Genomic DNA, 18,908 nt, shown 5'->3' on the forward strand with positions numbered 1-18,908 from the left:
GCCCACACCTATGCAACTTACTCACGCTTTACTCGGTTCCCGATTCGGGTCAGGAACCAGGCAGGATTGTGACCATGTCCAACACTCCCATGGCGGCGAGCCCGCTCACCCGGGCCGTACTCGAGATCGACGAGTACGCCTCCGGCCTCGGCTGGGACCAGCCCGCCCGCCTTTTCGCCCTCGTAGACACCGCTCGCCTGCGGACCCAGGAGCCCGCGCTCGCGGCGCAGCTCGGCCTCGGGGACGAGCCGGAGACCCCCACCGGTCTCACCCCGATCGAGCAGGACGAGATTCCAACGGACAAGGCGCTCGACGAGTTCCTCGGCACCATCGCCTGGCCTGACGCGGTGGTCGGCTGCGCCATCACCGTGGAGCGGCTGATGCTGCCGCCGTCCGCGGAGGCTCAGGTTCCGGACGGTCTGGGCGAGGCCCAGCTGGCCAAGTGGGTGGCGCGGCATCCCGAGCGCCAGGAGGTCCGCATGACGGTCGCGGTGCTGCGCGACGGCGCCCGTGAGTCGGCGCTGCGGCTGCGCGAGAAGGACTCGCCGACCGAGGTGCTCACCGGCCCGGACCTGGTTCCGGGTCTGGCGGAGGCGCTGGCGGCGACGTTCGAGGACTGAGGCCTCACGGCGTTCGTACGGCTCGTAAGGCGACGGGGGCGCCCCTGCTTGAGGGGCGCCCCCGGCCTTTTCCCTAGCGTGCGGCTCAGCCGGTGGTGCACTTCGGCAGGTCCGCGGTGTCGCCCTCGCGGATGTCCTGAAGGGCGTCGAGCGCGTCGCCGATGGTGTCGACCTTGACCAGTCGCAGCCCGGACGGGGTGTCCTTGGCGGCGGCCGCGCAGTTGTCGGCGGGCGTCAGGAAGTACTTCGCGCCCTTGTCGCGGGCGCCGACCGTCTTCATCTCGATGCCGCCGATCGGGCCGACCTTGCCGTCGTCGTCGATGGTGCCGGTACCGGCCACGAACTGGCCGCCCGTCAGGCTGCCCGGGGTGAGCTTGTCGTAGATGCCGAGCGAGAACATCAGTCCGGCGCTGGGGCCGCCGACGTCGGCGAGCTTGATGTCGATGGTGAAGGGGAAGGTGTGGTCGGTGCCCGCCGTGATGCCGACGATCGCGCGCTTCTCGCCCTCGTCGTCGGAGGCCGCCGTGGTGATCGTGACGTCCTCGGCGCCGGTCGCGGTGCGGTGCTCCTTCTCCGCGGCGGCCTGCTCCTTGGCGGGCACGACGGTGAAGACGACGTCCTCGCCCGGCTTGTGCTTCGTCACCAGCTCGGCGACGTCCCCGGGCTGCTTCACGGCCGTGCCGTCGACCGCCTTGATCACATCACCGGCGTGCAGCGAGCCCTCGGCGGGCGAGTCCTTCACGACCGTCGAGACGACCACCCAGGACTTCACGGGGATGTCCAGCTCCTTCAGGGCGGCGACCTTGGCGCTCTCCTGGGACTGGCTGAACTCCTCCGCGTTCTCCTGCGTGGACTCCTCCTCGGTCTTGCCGTCCGGGTACAGCGTGTCGTGCGGCACGATCTTGTTGTCGTGCGCGAGCCAGCCGTAGACCGCCTCGACGAGGTTCATCCGGTAGTCGGCGCTGGTGACCCGGACGGTGGTCATGTTCAGGTTGCCGGTCGTCGGGTAGGTCTTGCGGCCGGAGATCTGCAGCACCGGCTCGCCGTCGTGCTCGCCCAGGGTGTTCACCGTCGGACCCGGGGACATCTCCGAGTACGGCACTTTGATGAGCACTCCCGCGCACAGGAGCACGATCAGCATCAGGGTCGACGCGAGCATCGTCGTGGTGCGGCGTGGCATGCCACGACAGTACGTGACGAGCCTGTCGGAACACCGTCAGGGCCGCGATCAGCCGCTGGTGCGGGACTTCTCCATGGCCGCGCGAAACCGGGCATACCCGTCGAGCTCCGGACCGTCGCCCCGTGTCCTGCGTGTCCGGTTGGCCCAACTGCCCCACAGACCGGCGCCGATCGCAGCCACCAGCGGAATCAGCAACCAGGCGAGCGCCGCCATGCCGACCTCCCAACCCCATGAGCGTCCGCAACTGACTGATCAGCAGATTAAACATCCGCACTGACAACGCTCACGGCAGGGGTGCGGTTACGCAACCGGAGGGGTGGGTGACTGCGGGTGTGACAGGTGTGCCGGACCTCAGCAGGCGCCGACCCATTCCTCGGTGCCGTCCGAGAACTTCTGGTGCTTCCAGATCGGCACCTCGTGCTTGAGGTCGTCGATCAGCTTCCGGCACGCCTCGAAGGCCTCGCCGCGGTGCGGGCACGACACACCGACCACGACCGCGAGGTCGCCGACCTGCAGATCCCCCACCCGGTGCACGGCCGCCAGCGCCCGCACCGGGTACTCCGCCACGACCTTCTCGGCGATCCGCCGCATCTCCGCCTCCGCGGAGGGGTGGCAGGAGTAGCCGAGCTCGTCGACATCGGCGCCCCCGTCGTGGTTCCGCACGGTCCCCACGAAGAGAGCCGTCCCGCCGGCGGCATCGTCCCCCACAGCCGCGAAAACCTCGTCCAAGGAGAGCGCCGTCTCCCTGATCCCGATCAGCTTGATCGGATCCTGCGCGGCCCGCTCGCCGGGGTGATCGTTCGTGAGTGCCATACATCCATCGTGCCGCACACGCGGGAGCAGGGGGAATACCGTCATCGCCCGCACGCGCGTGTACGGCTTTGGAGATACGTACGGAGGGGGCGGGGGTGGCGCCGCTGAAGTCGGCCGCCGTGCCGGGCCGCTGGGGCGGCATGGGCGGGCGTGCCGGCCGTCATGGCGCACCGACTGGGGCGCCACGGTGAGCGCGCCGGCCGTCATGCCGCGCCGACTGGGGCGCCACGGGCGGGCGCACGGCCGCCGTGCCGCACCGCAAGGGCCCCCCGGCGGAGGCCCCAGCCATCACGCCGCACCACAGGGGCACCACCAGCGGGCGCACCGCCGTCCTGCCACACCGCTACGGGCACCACCGGCAGGCGCGCCAGCCATCACGCCGCACCGCAGGGCCACCATCAGCGGGCGCACCGCCGTCATGCCACACCGCTACGGGCGCCACGGGCAGGCGCACCGGCCACCACGCCGCGTCGCTGCGGGCAGTCGTGCCGCTGGGGCGGCACGGGTGGGCGCAGCGGCACCTCGTAGCGCCGAGCCGCGCCAACGCCCCGAGCTCAGCGACAACGCCGCCGCACCTGACAGGCGACCCAAGCGAGGCCCGGCTCACAAGCGCCGCCGCACCTGACAAGCAACCCCAGCGAGGCCCAGCCTCAGATGCGCCGCCGCGCCTTCCGGGCGCGCCGTACGACAGCCGCCGCACCCAGCAGAGCCACCGTCGCCCCGGCGGCCCCCGCAGCCGTCGCGTCCTTCCGCCCCAGCCGCCGCCCGGCAACGGTGTGCCGCCCGGAGACCTCCTCCAGCAGCTCCGCGAGCACCTCCTCGTTGGTCCACTGCGGCCGCCACCCGGCGTCGTGCAGCCGGCTGCCGCTCACCACCCAGGGGTACATCGTGTAGGCGAGGTCACCCGCGGGCGAGGGCGTGAGTCCGATCCGGTGCAGCCGGGCCGCGGCGCCGAGCGCGACCGCGGAGGGCAGCTCCATCCGGCGGATCCCGCTGAGCTCCTCGACCTCCTCCTGCTCCAGCCACCCGTCGCACCCGACGGCCAGCTCCCCGTCGACCTTCTCCAGGACGGCGTACTCCAGAGCACTGCACAGATCCTCGACGTGGCAGAACTGCCACGCGGGCCGCGACCCGGCGACGACAAGCAGCCGCGGCGACTCGAAGTACCTGGTCAGCGCGGTGTCGGTGCCACCGACCAGCACGGCGGGCCGTACGACGGTGACGTTCAGCCCGGGATGCGCGCGCGGGGCGCGCCGCGCGAGCCGCTCGATCTCCAGCAGGTCCCCGACGCCGGTCGCCTCGGCCGTGGCGCGCAGCTCGGCGTCCTCGGACAGCGGCAGCTCGTTGTCCGGCAGGGCGCCGTAGACCATGGAGGACGTGCACAGCACCACGCGGTGCACCCCGGCCGCGGCGGCCGCGGTCAGCACGGTCTGCGTCCCCCGCACGTTGTACGCCGTCCGGGCGGCGGGATCCGTCTCCAGATCCAGGTCGAGTGCGAGATGCACGACCACATCGGCGCCCCGCAGCTTGTCGGCGATCGCCGGGTCGCGCACGTCGAGGATGTGCCACTGCGCGTCCGCGCACGGGCCACGCCGCTCGTCGATGGCGATGACCTGCTTGATCTCCTCCGACGCGGCGAGCCGCTCGGTGAGCAGGGCGCCCACGCCGGACGCGGCACCGGTGACCGCGACGACGGGCCCGCGCGCGGCGGGAGAGGTTGACGGGTTTCGCGCTGCGCGAACCTGCGGGTCTGGGGAACTCACCGGGCGTCTCCAGCGGTTGTCTTCAATACGAGCGCGAGTGACGCGTACGTACCAGGTGGCATCCATCCTGCCGCAGGCCTTCTGTCGGCGAAGCACCGAGGCCCCAACCGCCCACGGTGTCTACGCTGGGTGGTGTTGTCGGGCAGTCGTGCCGTCGGGAAAGAACCGGCGGCCTTACCAGCCGAGGAATCCCGTGAGTGACACCCCATTCGGATTCGGCCTTCCGCCGGAGGAGCCGGAGAACGGCGACGAGGGCAAGAAGAAGGACCAGCAGAGCGGTGGTGAGCAGGGACCGGCCAACCCGTTCGGCTTCGGGCTGCCCGGCGCCGGAGGCTTTGGCGGCCCCGGAGCGGACAATCCGCTCGCTGCCATGTTCGGCTCGCTGAACCCCACCGACCTGGGCGCCGCGTTCCAGCAGCTGGGCCAGATGCTCTCCTACGAGGGCGGCCCGGTGAACTGGGACATGGCCAAGCAGATCGCGCGCCAGACGGTCTCCCAGGGCACCGCGGACGGCGTGAAGGACGCCAGCGTCGGCCCCGCCGAGCGGACCGCGGTCGAGGAGGCCGTCCGCCTCGCCGACCTGTGGCTGGACGACGCCACCTCGCTGCCGTCCGGCGCGGGCACCGCCGTGGCGTGGAGCCGTGCCGAATGGGTCGAGGCCACCCTGCCCGCCTGGAAGGAGCTGGTCGACCCGGTCGCCGAGCGGGTCGGCGGCGCCATGGGCGACATCCTGCCGGAGGAGATGCAGGCCATGGCCGGCCCGCTGATCGGCATGATGCGCTCCATGGGCGGCGCGATGTTCGGCACGCAGATCGGGCAGGCCGTGGGGGTGCTGGCGGGCGAGGTCGTCGGCTCCACCGACGTCGGCCTGCCGCTAGGCCCGGCCGGCAAGGCCGCGCTGCTGCCGGTGAACATCGAGGCGTTCGGCAAGGACCTGGGCATCGCCAAGGACGAGGTGCGGCTGTACCTCGCCCTGCGCGAGGCGGCCCACCAGCGTCTGTTCGCGCATGTGCCGTGGCTGCGCTCGCACCTGTTCGGCGCCGTCGAGGGCTACGCGCGCGGGATCAAGGTCGACACCGCCAAGCTGGAGGACGTGGTCGGGCAGTTCGACCCGCAGAACCCCGAGGAGCTGCAGCAGGCGCTCCAGCAGGGCATGTTCCAGCCGGAGGACACCCCGGAGCAGAAGGCCGCCCTGGCCCGTCTGGAGACCGCTCTGGCGCTCGTGGAGGGCTGGGTGGACGCGGTGGTCCACGCGGCCGCCAAGCCGCGCCTGGCGTCCGCGGACGCGCTGCGGGAGACCCTGCGCCGACGCCGCGCCACCGGCGGCCCGGCGGAGCAGACCTTCGCCACGCTGATCGGCCTGGAACTGCGCCCGCGCAGGCTGCGCGACGCCTCCCGCCTGTGGGCGTCCCTGACGGACGCGCGCGGGGTGGACGGCCGCGACGCGCTGTGGGCCCACCCGGACATGCTGCCCACCGCGACGGACCTCGACGACCCGGACGGCTTCGTGCACCGCGAGCACCTGGACTTCTCCGAGCTGGACAAGATGCTCGGCGAGGCGGCGGACGGCTCCACGAAGAAGCCCGACCTGCACAAGAAGGACGACGACAGCAAGGGCGACGACACCGAGTGAGCCTGTACGACGACGCGGTCCTCGTGCTCAAGGGCTACGAGGACCAGCCCGACCTGCGCCAGGCCTACCTGGACCATCTCGCGGCCCACCCGGACGGCATGTGGAAGGCCTGCCATGCGGGCCACCTCACCGCCAGCGCCCTGGTGATCGACCCCTCGCGCGGGCGGGTGCTGCTCACCCTGCACAGGAAGCTGCGGATGTGGCTGCAGATGGGCGGCCACTGCGAGCCGCAGGACACCTCCCTGGAGGCCGCCGCCCTGCGCGAGGCCACCGAGGAGTCGGGCATCACGGGCCTGACCCTGCTGCCGGGCGGTCCGGTGCGCCTGGACCGCCATCCCATCCCGGCGCCCTGCAACTGGCACCTGGACGTCCAGTACGCGGCCCTGGCACCGGCCGGAGCCGCCGAGGCCATCAGCGACGAGTCCCTGGACCTGCGCTGGTTCGCCTACGACGAGGTGGCGGACGTGGCGGACGAGTCGGTCGTACGACTGCTCGAAGCGACCAGAGCAAGGCCGTGAACAGATAGAGCGAGGCTCTGAACAGGTAAGGGGTGGCCACCAGGGTGGCCACCCCTTACGTCTGCTTTCCGGACGGTCAGCTCCAGACGTTGCCCTGGTTCTGGTTGCGGACCCCCTGCTGGCCCATGCCGTACTGCGCGGCGAGGCCCGAGCCGATCTGGGCGTTCTGCGGCGGCAACAGCTCGCTGGGCTGGACCAGGGCGTAGCCGCTGCCCATGAAGCTGAGCTCCCAGCCCTCGCCGGTGTTGCCACGCCGGCGCCACACGCCGGAGGAGTGCGTCTGGGCCTGCATCTGCACACGCAGCGAGGTGGACCAGGCGACGATGGCGTCGGCGTCGCAGTTGACGTACTTGTCCGGGGTGACCTGCATCAGCAGCGGCATGCCGGAGGTCATCAGGGCGACCTTGCCGCGGCCGGTGATGTTGAGCTGGTACTTCCCGGAGCCGGAGATGCCGTAGAGGCTGTCGACGGCGATGACCTCGTGGTGCAGGGAGGAGTCCATCGCCAGCACGTAGCTGCTGTCGACGGTGAGCCCGTCCTGTTCGACGTCCATGAGGTGGACGTGCTGCTTGAGGTTGGCCAGGTAGACGGTGCCCTGCCCGTGACAGCGCATCAGGTCCAGGCCCTCACCGGTGTGCGCACGCGCGCGTGAGGAGCTGTTGCTCTGGTACTCGGCGTCGAACTCGACGAGGCCCTGGTAGGCGACCATCGTGCCCTTGCGGGCGAGGATGTCGTCGTGACCCTCCATGGTGACGCGGAGCATCTGCTTGTTCTGCAGCGCCCAGCGTTCCTGGGTCTGCTGGTCGTTGTAGGCGAAAAGCGGACTCTGCATGGTGTGGTGCTCCCCCTCAGCCCCGGACCCGGAGACGGTCGGTGCTGTCCTCGCTGGGCTGGACGACGACGATGCCCTGGCCGGAGAAGGCCATCTGGTAGGCCTCGCCGCTGCCCCGGCCGATCAGCGACTGCGCCTTGAAGCTGCGCTTGCCCTTCACCTTCAGGTTCGGCGACCAGGCCACGAGCGCGTCCGGGTCGACGTAAGTCTCGTCCTCGCCGCCGCCGCAGTCGACGACGATCGGCTTGCCCCGGGAGGTGAGGGCGACCCACCCCTGACCGGAGATCTTGGTGTTCCACAGGCCCTGGCCGGCGAACTTCGCCAGCCCCTTGACCCGCTCCACGCCCCAGCTCAGGTGCGCGTCGAAGGCGAGCAGGTTGGTGGCGTTGACGGAGATGCCGTCGCCGTTGAGGTTGATCACGACGACGTTGGCGCCGTAGTCGGCCAGGTAGAGCAGGCCGTCGCCGGAGCACTTCATCAGGGGCGCGCCCTCGCCGGTCATCCAGTCCTTGGCGATCTGGCGGACGGCCGGCGGGTTGGGCTCGTACTGGACGAACCCTTCGTAGGCGACCATCGACCCCACGCGCGCGAGGAGGTCGTTTCCGGTCTGCATGGCCACCTTCAGCATGTGGTTGCCGTGGTTCTCCATGCGGGCGGTGACGGGTGCGGGAGCGAAGCCCGCGAGCGGCTGGTTCATGTCGGGCTCTCCCTCAGACCTCGTACGGCTGGACGACGATGAAGTTGCCGGGCGCTGCCCGGAACTGCAGGTTCACGCTCTCGCCGGTGTCGCCGGGGTAGGCGTTGCGGCGCATGCGGACCTGGCTGGAGACGACCACCTGGGCCGCCGACGACCAGGCGACGACCGCGTTGCAGTCGGCGAAGGTCGTGGGCGTCACCGGCAGCACGACGGGCGTGCCGTGCGTCTTGACGACGATCGTGCCGGTGCCGGTGAACTGCATCGTGAACAGCGCGCCGCCGGGGATGCCGTGCCCCTCGATGCGGCGGACCTCGTACTGCAGGCTCTCGTCGAAGGCGAGGACGTTCTCGGCGGAGACGCAGATGCCGTCGCCCTGGAGCTCGATCGGGTGCAGCATCGTGGAGTTCTCGGCGAGGAACACCTGGCCCTGGCCGGTGCAGCGCATCAGCTGCATCTCCTGGCCGGTGGCGTTGCCGGTGATCCGGCCGGCGAAGCCCGCGCCCTTGTAGCTGAAGTCGACCTTGCCCTGGTAGAGCACCATGCTGCCCTGGCGGGCGAGGACCGGCTGGCCGCCGATGCCGAGGTCGACGCGGACCAGCTTCTTGTTCTGCTGCGTCCAGCGCTGCCCGGTGGGCGTCTCCCGGAACTGCTGGAGCGCGCCCGCCACGCCCGGGGTGCCACCCTGCGCGGCGCCGTAGGGGGCGGCCTGCTGACCGGGGACCTGCCCGAAGGCGGGCTGCTGGCCGTAGCCCGGAGGCGGGGTCGGCTGCCCGTAGCCGGGCGGCGGGGCGGGTGACTGCGGGGCCTGCGGCTGGGCGTAGCCGGGGGGCGGCGGGGCGGTCTGGCCGTACGCCTGCTGCGGCGGCTGCCCGTACGGCTGCTGCGGCTGGGGCGGCTGGCCGTACGGCGCCTGCGGCGGAGGCGGGACGGTGCCGCCGGGCGGGGTGTGCAGGGGCGCGACGATGGTCGGCGCGGTGTGCACCTGGGGGGCGGGAGCGGGTGCCGGGGGCGGCGTGGCTCCGGGCGGCGGCGCGAATCCCTGCGCGGCGGGCGCGGGAGCGGGGGCGGGCGCCGGGGCGGGTGCCGGGGCGGGTGCCGGGGCGTTGAAGGCGGGGGCCGCGGCGGCCTGGGCGGGAGGTGCGAAACCGGGCGTGGCCCCGGCCTGCGGCGCCTGCGGTGCGGGCGCCTCCTCCTCGGCGACCTCGCCGCCGAAGTTCTTCAGCAGCGCCTCGAGTCCGCCGTCGAAGCCCTGTCCGACGGCGGCGAACCGCCACACGTCCTTCAGGTAGAAGTCGCCCAGCATCACGGCCCGCTCGGTGGAGAACTCCGAGCCGTTGAAGGCGTAGCGGGCCACTTCCTCGCCGCCCGCGACGATACGGATGTAGCCGGGAGCGATCTGCGACATCTGTCCGGCGCCGTCGATCGTCGCCGTGAAGGACAGCTTCTGGATCTGCGCCGGGATCCGGTCGAGCGTGATCCGGAAGGACTCCGTGTCACCCGCCTGGGCGCCCAGGAGCTGGATGGACTCCTCGGGGGACTTCGGCTGGTTGAAGAAGACGAAGTACCGGTCGTCCGAGAGCCGTTCGTCGGCGTCGAGCCCGAAGCAGCTGATGTCGAAGGTCAGCCCGGGGCCGGAGATCTGCACGCCTACGTACAGATCCGTGCCCGCGGTGAGGTCACTGATCCTGGCCTTGTGGCCGCGTTGGAATTCCCTGGCCATGCGTTACGACCGTCCCCCATCCCGAAGTGAGTGCGTCGCGCCAGGCTAACGGCAAACTCCGACAGCGGACGATGTCGGTACAGACCCGGTACACAACCACAGCTCAGCCGTACCACGGGGCACGGGAGCGGGCGGAATCCCTCGTTCACTCCCCCCGCGCGCCGGGCAGGTGCGGCAGCCGGTCGGCCGCCACCACGCCTTCGAGGTAGCCGCGGGCGCGCTCGGTGCGCGGATAGGCCTCCAGCAGCCGCCAGAAGCGGGGGCCGTGACCGGGCACGAGCAGATGCGCGAGTTCGTGGAGCAGGACGTAGTCGACGACGTACTCGGGCATGCCCTGCAGCCGGTGCGACAGCCGGATGCTGCCCTCGGCGGGGGTGCACGAGCCCCAGCGGGTGTTCTGGTTGGTCACCCAGCGCACCGAGGCGGGACGGGCGCGGCCGTCGAAGTACTGCGCCGACAGCCGCTCGGCACGCTCGGCCAGCTCGGCGTCGCCCAGGAGCTTGCGGCTCTCCTGGGCGGCGAGTTTGTCGAGCATGACGTTCACCCAGCGTCGCTCCTCCGCCTCGGACATGCGGGCGGGGATGAGCACGATGGTGCGATCGCCCTCGCGGTACGCGGAGACCGTCCTTCGTCGGCGGGCGCTCCTGCGGACCTCGATCGCGTCGGCCTGCGAGCCGCTGGGCGGCTGGTCGGTCGTGCGGCGCTGCGGTGTTCCGGCACGGTTCAGTGGGTCGGCGGACACGCCCCGACGTTACCCGCTGCATACGGGGGAAGTCCCGGCTCCGGACCGTTTCCGTGCGGATCCTGTGCCGCAGGCGTGACCCGCCCGCCGGATTTGTATGACAAGCAGCTCAGATGACTACTCACTGTCACCTGTGGACAACTTTCGCGGCGCCTCGCCCGGCCCCGGCATTCTGGCACTCGTCGGCGGAGCGGGGTGACCCCCACGCCCCCGCTCCGCCGACACACCTGTTCGTTCGGGGCTACGGGGGCCTGTCATGCATCCGATGGTGAAGCCCGCGCTGCGGCGCGGCTGGCGCGACCTCAGCACCGTGCAGTTCGGCATGACGCCGACACACGCGATGACGCTGGGTCCGATGGACACAGCCACGGGAAGTTTCCTGGACCTGCTCGACGGCACCCGCGGTCTGCCGCTGCTGCGCGAGGAGGGGCGGCGTATGGATCTGCCGGACGGCCAGGTGGACGCCCTGGTCCAGGGCCTGGCCCGGGCCGGCCTGCTCGACGACTCCCGCGGCGGCGGCCCGGCCGCTCAGGCACTGCGCGAGAAACAGCCCGTCATCGACCGGCTGCGGCCGGACCTGGCCTCCCTGTCCCTGACCACGTCCGCACCCGGTGAGGCCATGGAGCTGCTGGCCGCCCGCGGCTCCCTGCGGGTGCGGGTGCTGGGCGCCGGTCGGGTGGGCGCGCTGCTGGCGTCCCTGTTGTCCGGCGCCGGCGTCGGCGAGGTGGAGGTGCGTGACGTCGGCCGGGTCGAGCCGGAGGATGTCGGGCCCGGCGGCCTTCCCGCCGACGCGGTCGGTGAGCGCAGAGAGGAGGCCGCCCGGCAGGCCGTGCGCAGCGCCGCTCCGGACCGCCCGGCGCGGCGCGGCCCCCGCTCGCGCCTGGAGGAGCCCCAGCGGGGACTCTCCCTGGTGATCCTCGCCCCGCGCGACGACGCCGCCGTCCACGCGCCCGTGCCCTCCGCCGCGGATTCCCTGATGGCCTCCGGCACACCCCATCTCTATGCCGGTGTGGTGGAGGCGACCGGCGTCGTCGGCCCGCTGGTGCTGCCGGGCGACACGGGCTGCGCCGGCTGTCTGCACGAGGCCCGCGCCGACCGGGACCCGACCTGGCCCCGCCTGGTCGCACAGTGGCACTCCGGCCGACCGCGCCGGGTGCGCGCCTGCGATCTGACCCTCGCCACGACCGTCGCCGGACTGGCCGCGGCCCACGCGCTGACCTTCCTCGACGGCCGCACCCCCTCCAGCGCGGGGGCCCGCTGGGAGGTCTCGCTGCCCACCCTCCACTGGCATGCCCGTCCCGTGCAGGGGCATCCGGGCTGCCCCTGCGGTGCCGCGGAGCGGCGATCCGGCGAAGGTAATGAGGAACACATCTCGGAGACCGGGGGTTCGCACGAGACAATGGCGGTGCAACGGTCGTCAGCGGAGTCGGGCCGAACGGCAGGCGCGGCACGGCCGGCCGGCACTTGGAGGGCGCATGTCTGATCTTCCCCGGAAGGCGGTCACCCGGACCGCCAAGCTCGCCGCGCTTCCGCTCGGCTTCGCCGGCCGGGCGACCTGGGGCCTGGGCAAGCGGATCGTGGGCGAGTCCGCGGAGATCGTCGGCCGCGAGCTGCAACAGCGCACGGCGGAGCAACTGTTCAAGGTGCTCGGCGAGCTCAAGGGCGGCGCGATGAAGTTCGGACAGGCGCTGTCCGTCTTCGAGTCGGCGCTGCCCGAGGAGGTCGCCGGCCCCTATCGCGCCGCCCTGACCAAGCTCCAGGAGGCGGCGCCTCCGATGCCGACGAGCACCGTGCACTCGGTGCTCGAACAGCGGCTGGGCGAGGACTGGCGGGAGCTGTTCCTGGAGTTCGAGGACAAGCCGGCCGCGGCCGCCTCGATCGGCCAGGTGCACCGGGCGGTGTGGCACGACGGCCGCGAGGTCGCCGTCAAGGTGCAGTACCCGGGCGCGGGCGAGGCCCTGCTGTCCGACCTGACCCAACTGAGCCGGTTCGCCCGGCTGTTGGGGCCGCTCATCCCGGGCATGGACATCAAGCCGCTGATCACCGAGCTGCGCGACCGGGTCACGGAGGAGCTCGACTACGCCCTGGAGGCGCAGGCCCAGCAGGCGCACGCCGAGGAGTTCGCGGACGACCCGGACGTGGTCGTCCCGGCGGTCGTGCATCAGGGCGAGCAGGTGCTGGTCACCGAGTGGATCGACGGCGTCCCGCTGTCGGAGGTGATCTCCGACGGTACGCAGGCCCAGCGGGACCGGGCCGGCCAGCTCCTGGCCCGCTTCCTCTTCTCCGGCCCGGCCCGCACCGGCCTGCTGCACGCCGACCCGCACCCCGGCAACTTCCGCCTGCTGCCGGGCGGCCCGGAAGGTGAGGACGACTGGCGGCTGGGCGTGCTCGACTTCGGCACGGTCGACCGGTTGCCGGGCGGGCTGCCCACCCCGATCGGGCACTCGCTGCGCCTGACCCTCGCCGGTGAGGCGGAGGCCGTCTACGAGCTGCTGTGCACCGAGGGGTTCGTGAAGGAGTCGATCGACCTCGACCCCGACGCCGTTCTGGACTACCTCCTGCCGATCATCGAGCCGGCGCAGGTGGAGGACTTCACCTTCACCCGCGGCTGGATGCGCAGCCAGGCGGCCCGTATCGCCGACCCCCGCTCCCCCGCCTACCAGCTGGGCAAGCAGCTCAACCTGCCCCCGGCGTACCTGCTGATACACCGGGTGACCTTGAGCACCATCGGCGTGCTGTGCCAGTTGGGCGCGACGGTGCGGCTTCGGGAGGAACTGGAGGAGTGGCTTCCGGGGTTCGTGGCAGACGCCGAAGGCACCGAGGATGCCTCGGACGAGAACGCCACGGAGGCCGGCGACGACCTGGAGGCCGCCGTCGAGGCCTGAGCGCGGCGGCCCGCCCGGTCTACCACCAGGCCGAGTCGAGCCGCCCCTCGATCGCCCGGAGGTTCTCCCGCGAGCACCGGTCGCAGAAGTAGCGGCGTGCGCCGTTCTCCACGGAACAGGTCCAGGTCGGCTGCGGTGCCTGTTCCGTGGTACCGCAGCGGGCGCACACGAGGGTCTGGGGTTGCGCGGCGGAGCCGCCGTCGTCCCCACCTCCGGGAAGACTCGTCACCTGCCGACGATATCCCCGTGGCCCGTCGATCACCGGGCACAACGCACCGCGGGGGCCGGTCCGTTCGGACGGACCGGCCCCCGCGGGGAAGCTCTCTCCTCCCGGTGCGGGAGGCCACCGCTTTCAGGTGGTCAGGGTCACTGCATGACGGCGATCGCCAGCGCGCGGCGGGCGCGCAGCGACGCGCGCTCGGCCCGGCGCTGCATGCGACGCGCGGTCGCCACGCTCAGCGCGCGGCGCTCCTCCTGCGCGTCACGCAGGCGGTCGTGCATATGCGCACGTGCCAGGGCTTCTGGGATGAGTTGCATCTCGCGGGTCCTGTTCTGACGCGAGTCGTTCGCGCCGGTGGTGGTGACGTCTTCGATCACGGAGCTCGTGAGCTCGCTGGTGGACGGCTTCATCGGGGCCTGCTTCTTGGGGTCGTGCGTGAGGGGGCGGTCGATCGTTCCTGCGGTGTTCATGCTGTGACCGGGTTCTTGCGCGGGCGGCCACGCGGCCGCTTCCGGGCGACGACAACACCCTGGACGAACAGCTCGCCACCCCAGACACCCCAGGGCTCACGCCGCTCCTTGGCGCCGGCGAGGCAGGCCTCCATCAGCGGGCAGGTGCGGCACAGGGACTTGGCGTACTCGACGTCCGCCGGCGACTCCGCGAAGAAGACCTCCGGGTCGTAGGAGCGGCAGGGGACGGGCACACCGAGGTTCTCGATCGCGTCGTCGAGCGCGGTGAGCGCGGTGAGGGGGGTCAAGGCGGAGTCCTCCGTGAGGCCGGGCGGGGGGATCGTTTCGGAAGGCGGTACGGACGGGGCGTGCGCTTCGAGTTGCACGGTTTCGTCTTCCTCGTCTGGTCGTTCCGGCCCTGTTGGGCCGGGGGCGGCTGGTACCGGGTTCTTTTCTTGTCCCGAGGCTCCTTCGTTCCGCTCTCCCCGTTCGGGGAAAACAGAAGGGCCGCGGATCCCGGATGGGGTTCCGCGGCCCTGAAGGCGCCGGCCTGATCGACGATCAGGCTGGATCACTCCAGGGTTCTGGCCCACGGAAGGCCCACATCAGGTGGTGCTGCGTCGTCTGCTGCGTCCGGAATCCGGCACCGGTCGCGGTAAAGGCATAGGCCTGCGCCTGTGCCACTACTGCTGCTTCCAGTGCCTTGGTCGGTCGCTCATTGCGCTCACGGACGGGAAGGCCCGCGAGAGACAGGGAGGACGCCGGACGGACGGCGGGAATGCCGGACAGACCGGTGCCATGGTCCGAGGCGCCGAGCATGCACAGGGAAGCGACGACCGAGCGATCGGTCATTTTGGCGGTGCTGATGGAGCTGGCGTTGATGCTGATCACTGGACTCGCCTCCTCTCGGCGTCTAGGGGGACTGGGGTGAGCCAGTCCGACGGATATGCAAGTACAACACGGAATCGGCGCCTCCGAGAAGGCCGCCGTTCCCACGCCTAAGAACCTATGGGGATTGCTGGGGCATGCGCAAACTATTTTTTCGACGAGTTCGTATCAGTCGTCCTCGGCCCCGGCGACGACCTCTTGACCGGCGCAGATGGCCAGGACGTCGGCCCCGTAGCGGTTGAGCTTACGCGTCAGGACGCCGGGGATACGAGCGAGTTCGACGGGGTCGGCCGGGGCCGCCTCGGCGATGGCCATCAGCGTCTTGTCCGTGAAGACGCAGAACGCCGGCTGGCCGCTGCGGCTCGCCTGGATCTGCCGCCATTCGTGCAGCCGCTCGTAGAGACCCTCGTCCATGTCGGACGGGCAGTCCTCGCAGCGCATCAGCTTCATCTCACCGGCGTCGGTGAGGGTGCGCCCGCACACCCGGCACCGCGCAGGGGTGCGCTGTCTGCGTCTCGGAGCGGCCTCCACGGCGCCCACGACACCCCGCTCGACGCCGCCCGCGGCCGCGGCGCCGGTTCGGCCCGCGACGGTGGTCGTGCCGGGGCGCAGGCCGTCGAGGAAGCGGCTGGGTCTGCGGTTCGGGCGGCCGCCGGGCGAGCGGGACAGCGCCCAGGAGACATGCAGGCGCTCGCGGGCGCGGGTGACGCCGACGTAGAGCAGACGGCGCTCCTCCTCGATCTGCTCGTCGGTGCGCGCGTAGGTGATCGGCATCATGCCCTCGGCGACGCCGACCAGGAACACCACGTCCCACTCCAGGCCCTTCGCCGAGTGCAGGGAGGCGAGGGTGACGCCCTGCACGGTCGGGGCGTGCTGGGCGTTGGCCCGCTCGTCCAGTTCGGCGACCAGGTCGGCGAGGGTGGCGCGGGGGTGGACCGCGACGAAGTCCTGGGCGAGGTTGACCAGCGCGGCGAGCGACTCCCAGCGCTCGCGGACCGCACCGGAACCCGCGGGCGGCTGCGGCGTCCAGCCCTCGCCCGACAGCACCGCCCGGACCTGGGAGGGCAGGTCGACGGCGTCGTCCAGCAGGGAGTCGTTGCCGCCGAAGCGGGCCGCGCCGCGCAGGGCGATGCCCGCCTTGCGCACCTCGGGCCGGTCGAAGAACCGCTCGGCACCGCGCAGCTGGTAGGGCACACCGACGTCGGCGAGAGCCTGCTCGTAGATCTCGGACTGGGCGTTCGTGCGGAACAGGACGGCGATCTCGCTGGCCGGGACCCCGGCGTCCAGCAGCTCGCGGATACGGCGGGCGGCGCCCTCGGCCTCGGCGGGCTCGTCGGTGTACTCGGTGAAGACGGGCTCGGGTCCGGAGCCGCGTTGGGAGACGAGTTCCAGCCGGTGGTCGGCGGCGCGGCCGCGGGCCTGGGCGAGGAGTCCGTTGGCCAGCCGCACGACCTGTGGGGTGGAGCGGTAGTCCCGGACAAGCTTGACGACGGTGGCGCCCGGGTGGCGCAGGCGGAAGTCGAGCAGATGGTCCGGTGTTGCGCCCGTGAACGAGTAGATCGTCTGGCTGGCGTCCCCCACCACGCAGAGGCTGTCCCGCTCCCCCAGCCACAGTTCCAGCAGCCGCTGCTGCAGGGGGCTCACGTCCTGGTACTCGTCGACGACGAAGTGCTGGTACTGGTCGCGCACCTGGTCGGCGATGTCCTGGCGGTCCTGGAGGACGGCCACGGCCAGCAGGAGCACGTCCTCGAAGTCGATGACGGCACGGTCGCGCTTGACGTCCTCGTAGGCCGCGTACAGCTGGGCGATCTCCGCGGGGCTGCGGGGGGCCTCGCGGCCGGCCTTCGCGGCTGCGAGCGGATAGTCGGCGGGTGTGGTCTGGGTGACCTTGGACCACTCGATCTCCGCGGTGACGTCCCGCAGCTCCCCCCGGTCGAGCCGGATGCGGCACGCGGCGGCCGCGTCGGCGACGAGCTGGACCTTGCGATCGACGAGCCGGGGCATGGAGCCACCGATCGCTTTCGGCCAGAAGTACTGGAGCTGTCGGAGCGCTGCGGAGTGGAAGGTGCGGGCCTGCACCCCGGTCGCGCCGAGCTGGCGGAGCCGGCCGCGCATCTCGCCGGCGGCCCGGTTGGTGAAGGTGACGGCGAGCACGCTGGAGGGCTGGAGGATGCCCGCCCGCACCCCGTAGGCGATCCGGTGGGTGATCGCCCGGGTCTTGCCGGTGCCGGCGCCGGCCAGGACGCACACCGGACCGTGCAGGGAGGTGGCGACCTCGCGCTGCTCCGGGTCGAGCCCTTCGAGCACCGCGTCGGCCGAGTCCGGTGTCCGCGGGAAGAGAGGGGAGTGCGTTGCTGCTGTCACACAGCCATGCTGCCAGGTCGCCGGAGGCGGACGAGCCGGTTGTCCACAGGGGCGCACTGATAGTCGTACCGATGCGACAGGCGTCACGTCGACGGCCATACCCCCGGCGGGAATGGTGACCCGTTCGCGTATGTTCCTCCAACGGACGACCTGATCCCCGAGCCAAGGGAGCGCGCGAGACATGCAGGGCACTGTGACGATGTACAGCACCACGTGGTGCGGTTACTGCCAGCGGCTGAAGAAGCAGCTGGACCGTGAGGGCATCGCGTACACCGAGATCAACATCGAGCAGGACCCGGCGTCCGCCGCGTTCGTGGAGAAGGCGAACGGCGGGAACCAGACCGTGCCGACGGTTCTCTTCGCGGACGGTTCGACGCTCACCAACCCGTCGCTGGCCCAGGTGAAGCAGAAGATCAGCGTCTGACGCGGCTTGCGAAAAGGGCGGAGGCCCCCCGGTCGGGGGGCCTCCGCCCTTTTGTGTCCGTCCTCTTTGTGTCCGTCCTCAGACGTTGCGCGTCGGCAGCGGCTTGCCGTACCAGAGCTCGATGAGCCGGGTCGCGATGGAGATGCCGTAGGGCGGCAGCACCTCGCCGGAGTCGAAGGCGGCGCCCAGTTCGTCGCGGGAGAACCAGCGGGCCTCGTGGATCTCGTCGCCGTCGACGTTGATCTCGGTGGAGGTGGCACGGGCCATGAAGCCCAGCATGAGGCTGGAGGGGAACGGCCAGGGCTGGCTGGCGACGTACTCGACCTGGCCGACGGTCACGCCCGCCTCCTCGAACACCTCCCGGCGCACGGCCTGCTCGATGGACTCGCCCGGCTCGACGAAGCCGGCGAGCGTGGAGAAGCGGCCCTCGGGCCAGTGGACCTGGCGGCCGAGCAGGATGCGGTCGTCCTCGTCCGTGACGGCCATGATCACGGCCGGGTCGGTGCGCGGGTAGTGCTCGGCGCCGCAGGCCGGGCAGCGCCGGATGTGACCGGCGGCGGCGATGACCGTGCGCTCGCCGCAGCGGGAGCAGAAGCGGTGCGTGCGCTGCCAGTTCTCCAGGCCCACGGCGTGCACCATCAGGCCGGCGTCGCGCGGGGACAGCAGCAGTCCGGCCTCGCGCAGGCCCGCCGGGCGGGCGGACTGGTCGATACGGCCGGGCAGCGAGTCCTTCTGCAGGGCGAAGTAGCTGACGCCGTCGGCGTCGGTGCCCAGGAAGTAGCGGTGCGCCTCGGTGAGGGGCGCCTCGAAGGACGGCGTCATGACGAGCTCGGTCCGGCCGTCGGGCGTCTCGTCGATGAGGACCTGGCCGCCGGAGACCACGAAGCAGCGGGTCGTGGGGTGGCTCCACGCCGCCGCGAGCCAGGCTTCGTCGAGCCGGTGGTGGGCGGCGCGGTCGATGCCGCTCGGGGCGGTGAGCGAGATGGGTCGTTCGGCGGTGTGGTCGGTCCAGGTGGTCACGGGTGCTTCCAACTCCCCCGGGGGCAACGGTTGGGTTCGGCGGCGGTTCAGCGGGACGTGCGGCAGGCGGTGACCGGGTCCGGCGGGGCTTCGCGGTGCGGGGTGGCCTTTCCAGTGTGCCCCGCGCGCGAGGGCGCCCC

Annotated in this window: 20 protein-coding genes; 6 read left to right on the forward strand and 14 right to left on the reverse strand. The window is 71.6% G+C overall.

Annotated features, from left to right (window positions below):
* Positions 1-74: 74 nt before the first annotated feature.
* A complete protein-coding gene (locus RKD23_RS13005; protein WP_424853828.1) occupies positions 75-620 on the forward strand; it encodes a PPA1309 family protein in 546 nt (181 codons plus the stop codon).
* Positions 621-705: 85 nt separating this feature from the next.
* On the opposite strand, the gene RKD23_RS13010 is transcribed toward RKD23_RS13005, so the two are convergent.
* From RKD23_RS13010 to RKD23_RS13025, 4 genes are all read right to left on the reverse strand, one after another.
* Complete coding sequence (locus tag RKD23_RS13010; RefSeq protein WP_424853829.1) at positions 706-1,800, reverse strand: YlbL family protein; 1,095 nt, start codon at positions 1,798-1,800, stop codon at positions 706-708.
* A gap of 48 nt (positions 1,801-1,848) precedes the next feature.
* Complete coding sequence (locus RKD23_RS13015; protein WP_404042372.1) at positions 1,849-2,013, reverse strand: hypothetical protein; 165 nt, start codon at positions 2,011-2,013, stop codon at positions 1,849-1,851.
* Positions 2,014-2,151: 138 nt separating this feature from the next.
* Positions 2,152-2,613, reverse strand: a complete 462-nt coding sequence (locus RKD23_RS13020; protein WP_424853830.1) for a molybdenum cofactor biosynthesis protein MoaE — start codon at positions 2,611-2,613, stop codon at positions 2,152-2,154.
* 650 nt (positions 2,614-3,263) lie between these two features.
* The gene (locus tag RKD23_RS13025) at positions 3,264-4,376 is read right to left on the reverse strand and encodes an SDR family oxidoreductase (RefSeq protein WP_404042374.1); all 1,113 of its coding nucleotides are present in this window, start codon (positions 4,374-4,376) and stop codon (positions 3,264-3,266) included.
* 193 nt (positions 4,377-4,569) lie between these two features.
* Between RKD23_RS13025 and RKD23_RS13030 the strand changes: the two genes are divergently transcribed.
* Positions 4,570-6,009: a zinc-dependent metalloprotease gene (locus tag RKD23_RS13030; protein WP_424853831.1), complete on the forward strand. Its 1,440-nt coding sequence runs from the start codon at positions 4,570-4,572 to the stop codon at positions 6,007-6,009.
* Positions 6,006-6,527, forward strand: a complete 522-nt coding sequence (locus tag RKD23_RS13035; protein ID WP_424853832.1) for an NUDIX hydrolase — start codon at positions 6,006-6,008, stop codon at positions 6,525-6,527. The genes RKD23_RS13030 and RKD23_RS13035 overlap by 4 nt, the downstream gene beginning before the upstream one ends.
* A 76-nt stretch (positions 6,528-6,603) precedes the next feature.
* Here the strand turns inward: RKD23_RS13035 and RKD23_RS13040 are convergent, their stop codons facing one another.
* From RKD23_RS13040 to RKD23_RS13055, 4 genes are all read right to left on the reverse strand, one after another.
* Positions 6,604-7,359 (reverse strand): AIM24 family protein, encoded by a 756-nt coding sequence (locus tag RKD23_RS13040; RefSeq protein WP_404042377.1) that lies wholly within the window; start codon positions 7,357-7,359, stop codon positions 6,604-6,606.
* A 16-nt stretch (positions 7,360-7,375) separates the two neighbouring features.
* Positions 7,376-8,056 (reverse strand): AIM24 family protein, encoded by a 681-nt coding sequence (locus RKD23_RS13045; protein WP_404042378.1) that lies wholly within the window; start codon positions 8,054-8,056, stop codon positions 7,376-7,378.
* A 13-nt stretch (positions 8,057-8,069) separates the two neighbouring features.
* Positions 8,070-9,776, reverse strand: a complete 1,707-nt coding sequence (locus RKD23_RS13050) for a TerD family protein (protein ID WP_424853833.1) — start codon at positions 9,774-9,776, stop codon at positions 8,070-8,072.
* 145 nt (positions 9,777-9,921) lie between these two features.
* The gene (locus tag RKD23_RS13055; protein WP_424853834.1) at positions 9,922-10,518 is read right to left on the reverse strand and encodes a M48 family metallopeptidase; all 597 of its coding nucleotides are present in this window, start codon (positions 10,516-10,518) and stop codon (positions 9,922-9,924) included.
* A gap of 256 nt (positions 10,519-10,774) precedes the next feature.
* Between RKD23_RS13055 and RKD23_RS13060 the strand changes: the two genes are divergently transcribed.
* Both RKD23_RS13060 and RKD23_RS13065 read left to right on the forward strand, forming a co-directional pair.
* Entirely contained in the window at positions 10,775-12,001 is a 1,227-nt protein-coding gene (locus RKD23_RS13060; protein ID WP_424853835.1) for a TOMM precursor leader peptide-binding protein, read from the forward strand.
* A complete protein-coding gene (locus RKD23_RS13065; RefSeq protein ID WP_424853836.1) occupies positions 11,994-13,403 on the forward strand; it encodes an ABC1 kinase family protein in 1,410 nt (469 codons plus the stop codon). Before RKD23_RS13060 ends, RKD23_RS13065 begins: the two co-directional genes overlap by 8 nt.
* A 19-nt stretch (positions 13,404-13,422) precedes the next feature.
* Here the strand turns inward: RKD23_RS13065 and RKD23_RS13070 are convergent, their stop codons facing one another.
* The 5 genes from RKD23_RS13070 to RKD23_RS13090 form a co-directional block, all read right to left on the reverse strand.
* Positions 13,423-13,632 (reverse strand): hypothetical protein, encoded by a 210-nt coding sequence (locus tag RKD23_RS13070; RefSeq protein WP_424853837.1) that lies wholly within the window; start codon positions 13,630-13,632, stop codon positions 13,423-13,425.
* A gap of 137 nt (positions 13,633-13,769) precedes the next feature.
* Positions 13,770-14,093, reverse strand: coding sequence for a hypothetical protein (locus RKD23_RS13075; protein WP_404042384.1), 324 nt, complete (start codon positions 14,091-14,093; stop codon positions 13,770-13,772).
* Entirely contained in the window at positions 14,090-14,458 is a 369-nt protein-coding gene (locus tag RKD23_RS13080; RefSeq protein ID WP_030784068.1) for a WhiB family transcriptional regulator, read from the reverse strand. Before RKD23_RS13080 ends, RKD23_RS13075 begins: the two co-directional genes overlap by 4 nt.
* 175 nt (positions 14,459-14,633) lie before the next feature.
* On the reverse strand, positions 14,634-14,963 hold the full coding sequence (locus RKD23_RS13085) for a hypothetical protein (RefSeq protein WP_424853838.1): 330 nt from the start codon (positions 14,961-14,963) through the stop codon (positions 14,634-14,636).
* Between the two features lie 165 nt (positions 14,964-15,128).
* Positions 15,129-17,324 carry an ATP-dependent DNA helicase UvrD2 gene (locus RKD23_RS13090; protein ID WP_424853839.1) on the reverse strand — a complete coding sequence of 732 codons (2,196 nt, stop codon included), beginning with the start codon at positions 17,322-17,324 and terminating at the stop codon, positions 15,129-15,131.
* Between the two features lie 181 nt (positions 17,325-17,505).
* Between RKD23_RS13090 and RKD23_RS13095 the strand changes: the two genes are divergently transcribed.
* Positions 17,506-17,748 carry a mycoredoxin gene (locus RKD23_RS13095; protein ID WP_404042387.1) on the forward strand — a complete coding sequence of 81 codons (243 nt, stop codon included), beginning with the start codon at positions 17,506-17,508 and terminating at the stop codon, positions 17,746-17,748.
* Between the two features lie 78 nt (positions 17,749-17,826).
* On the opposite strand, the gene nudC is transcribed toward RKD23_RS13095, so the two are convergent.
* Positions 17,827-18,768: an NAD(+) diphosphatase gene (gene nudC / locus RKD23_RS13100; protein WP_424853840.1), complete on the reverse strand. Its 942-nt coding sequence runs from the start codon at positions 18,766-18,768 to the stop codon at positions 17,827-17,829.
* Positions 18,769-18,908: the final 140 nt, after the last annotated feature.

The sequence above is a fragment of the Streptomyces sp. SAI-170 genome (genome assembly GCF_049739565.1).
Lineage (GTDB): Bacteria > Actinomycetota > Actinomycetes > Streptomycetales > Streptomycetaceae > Streptomyces.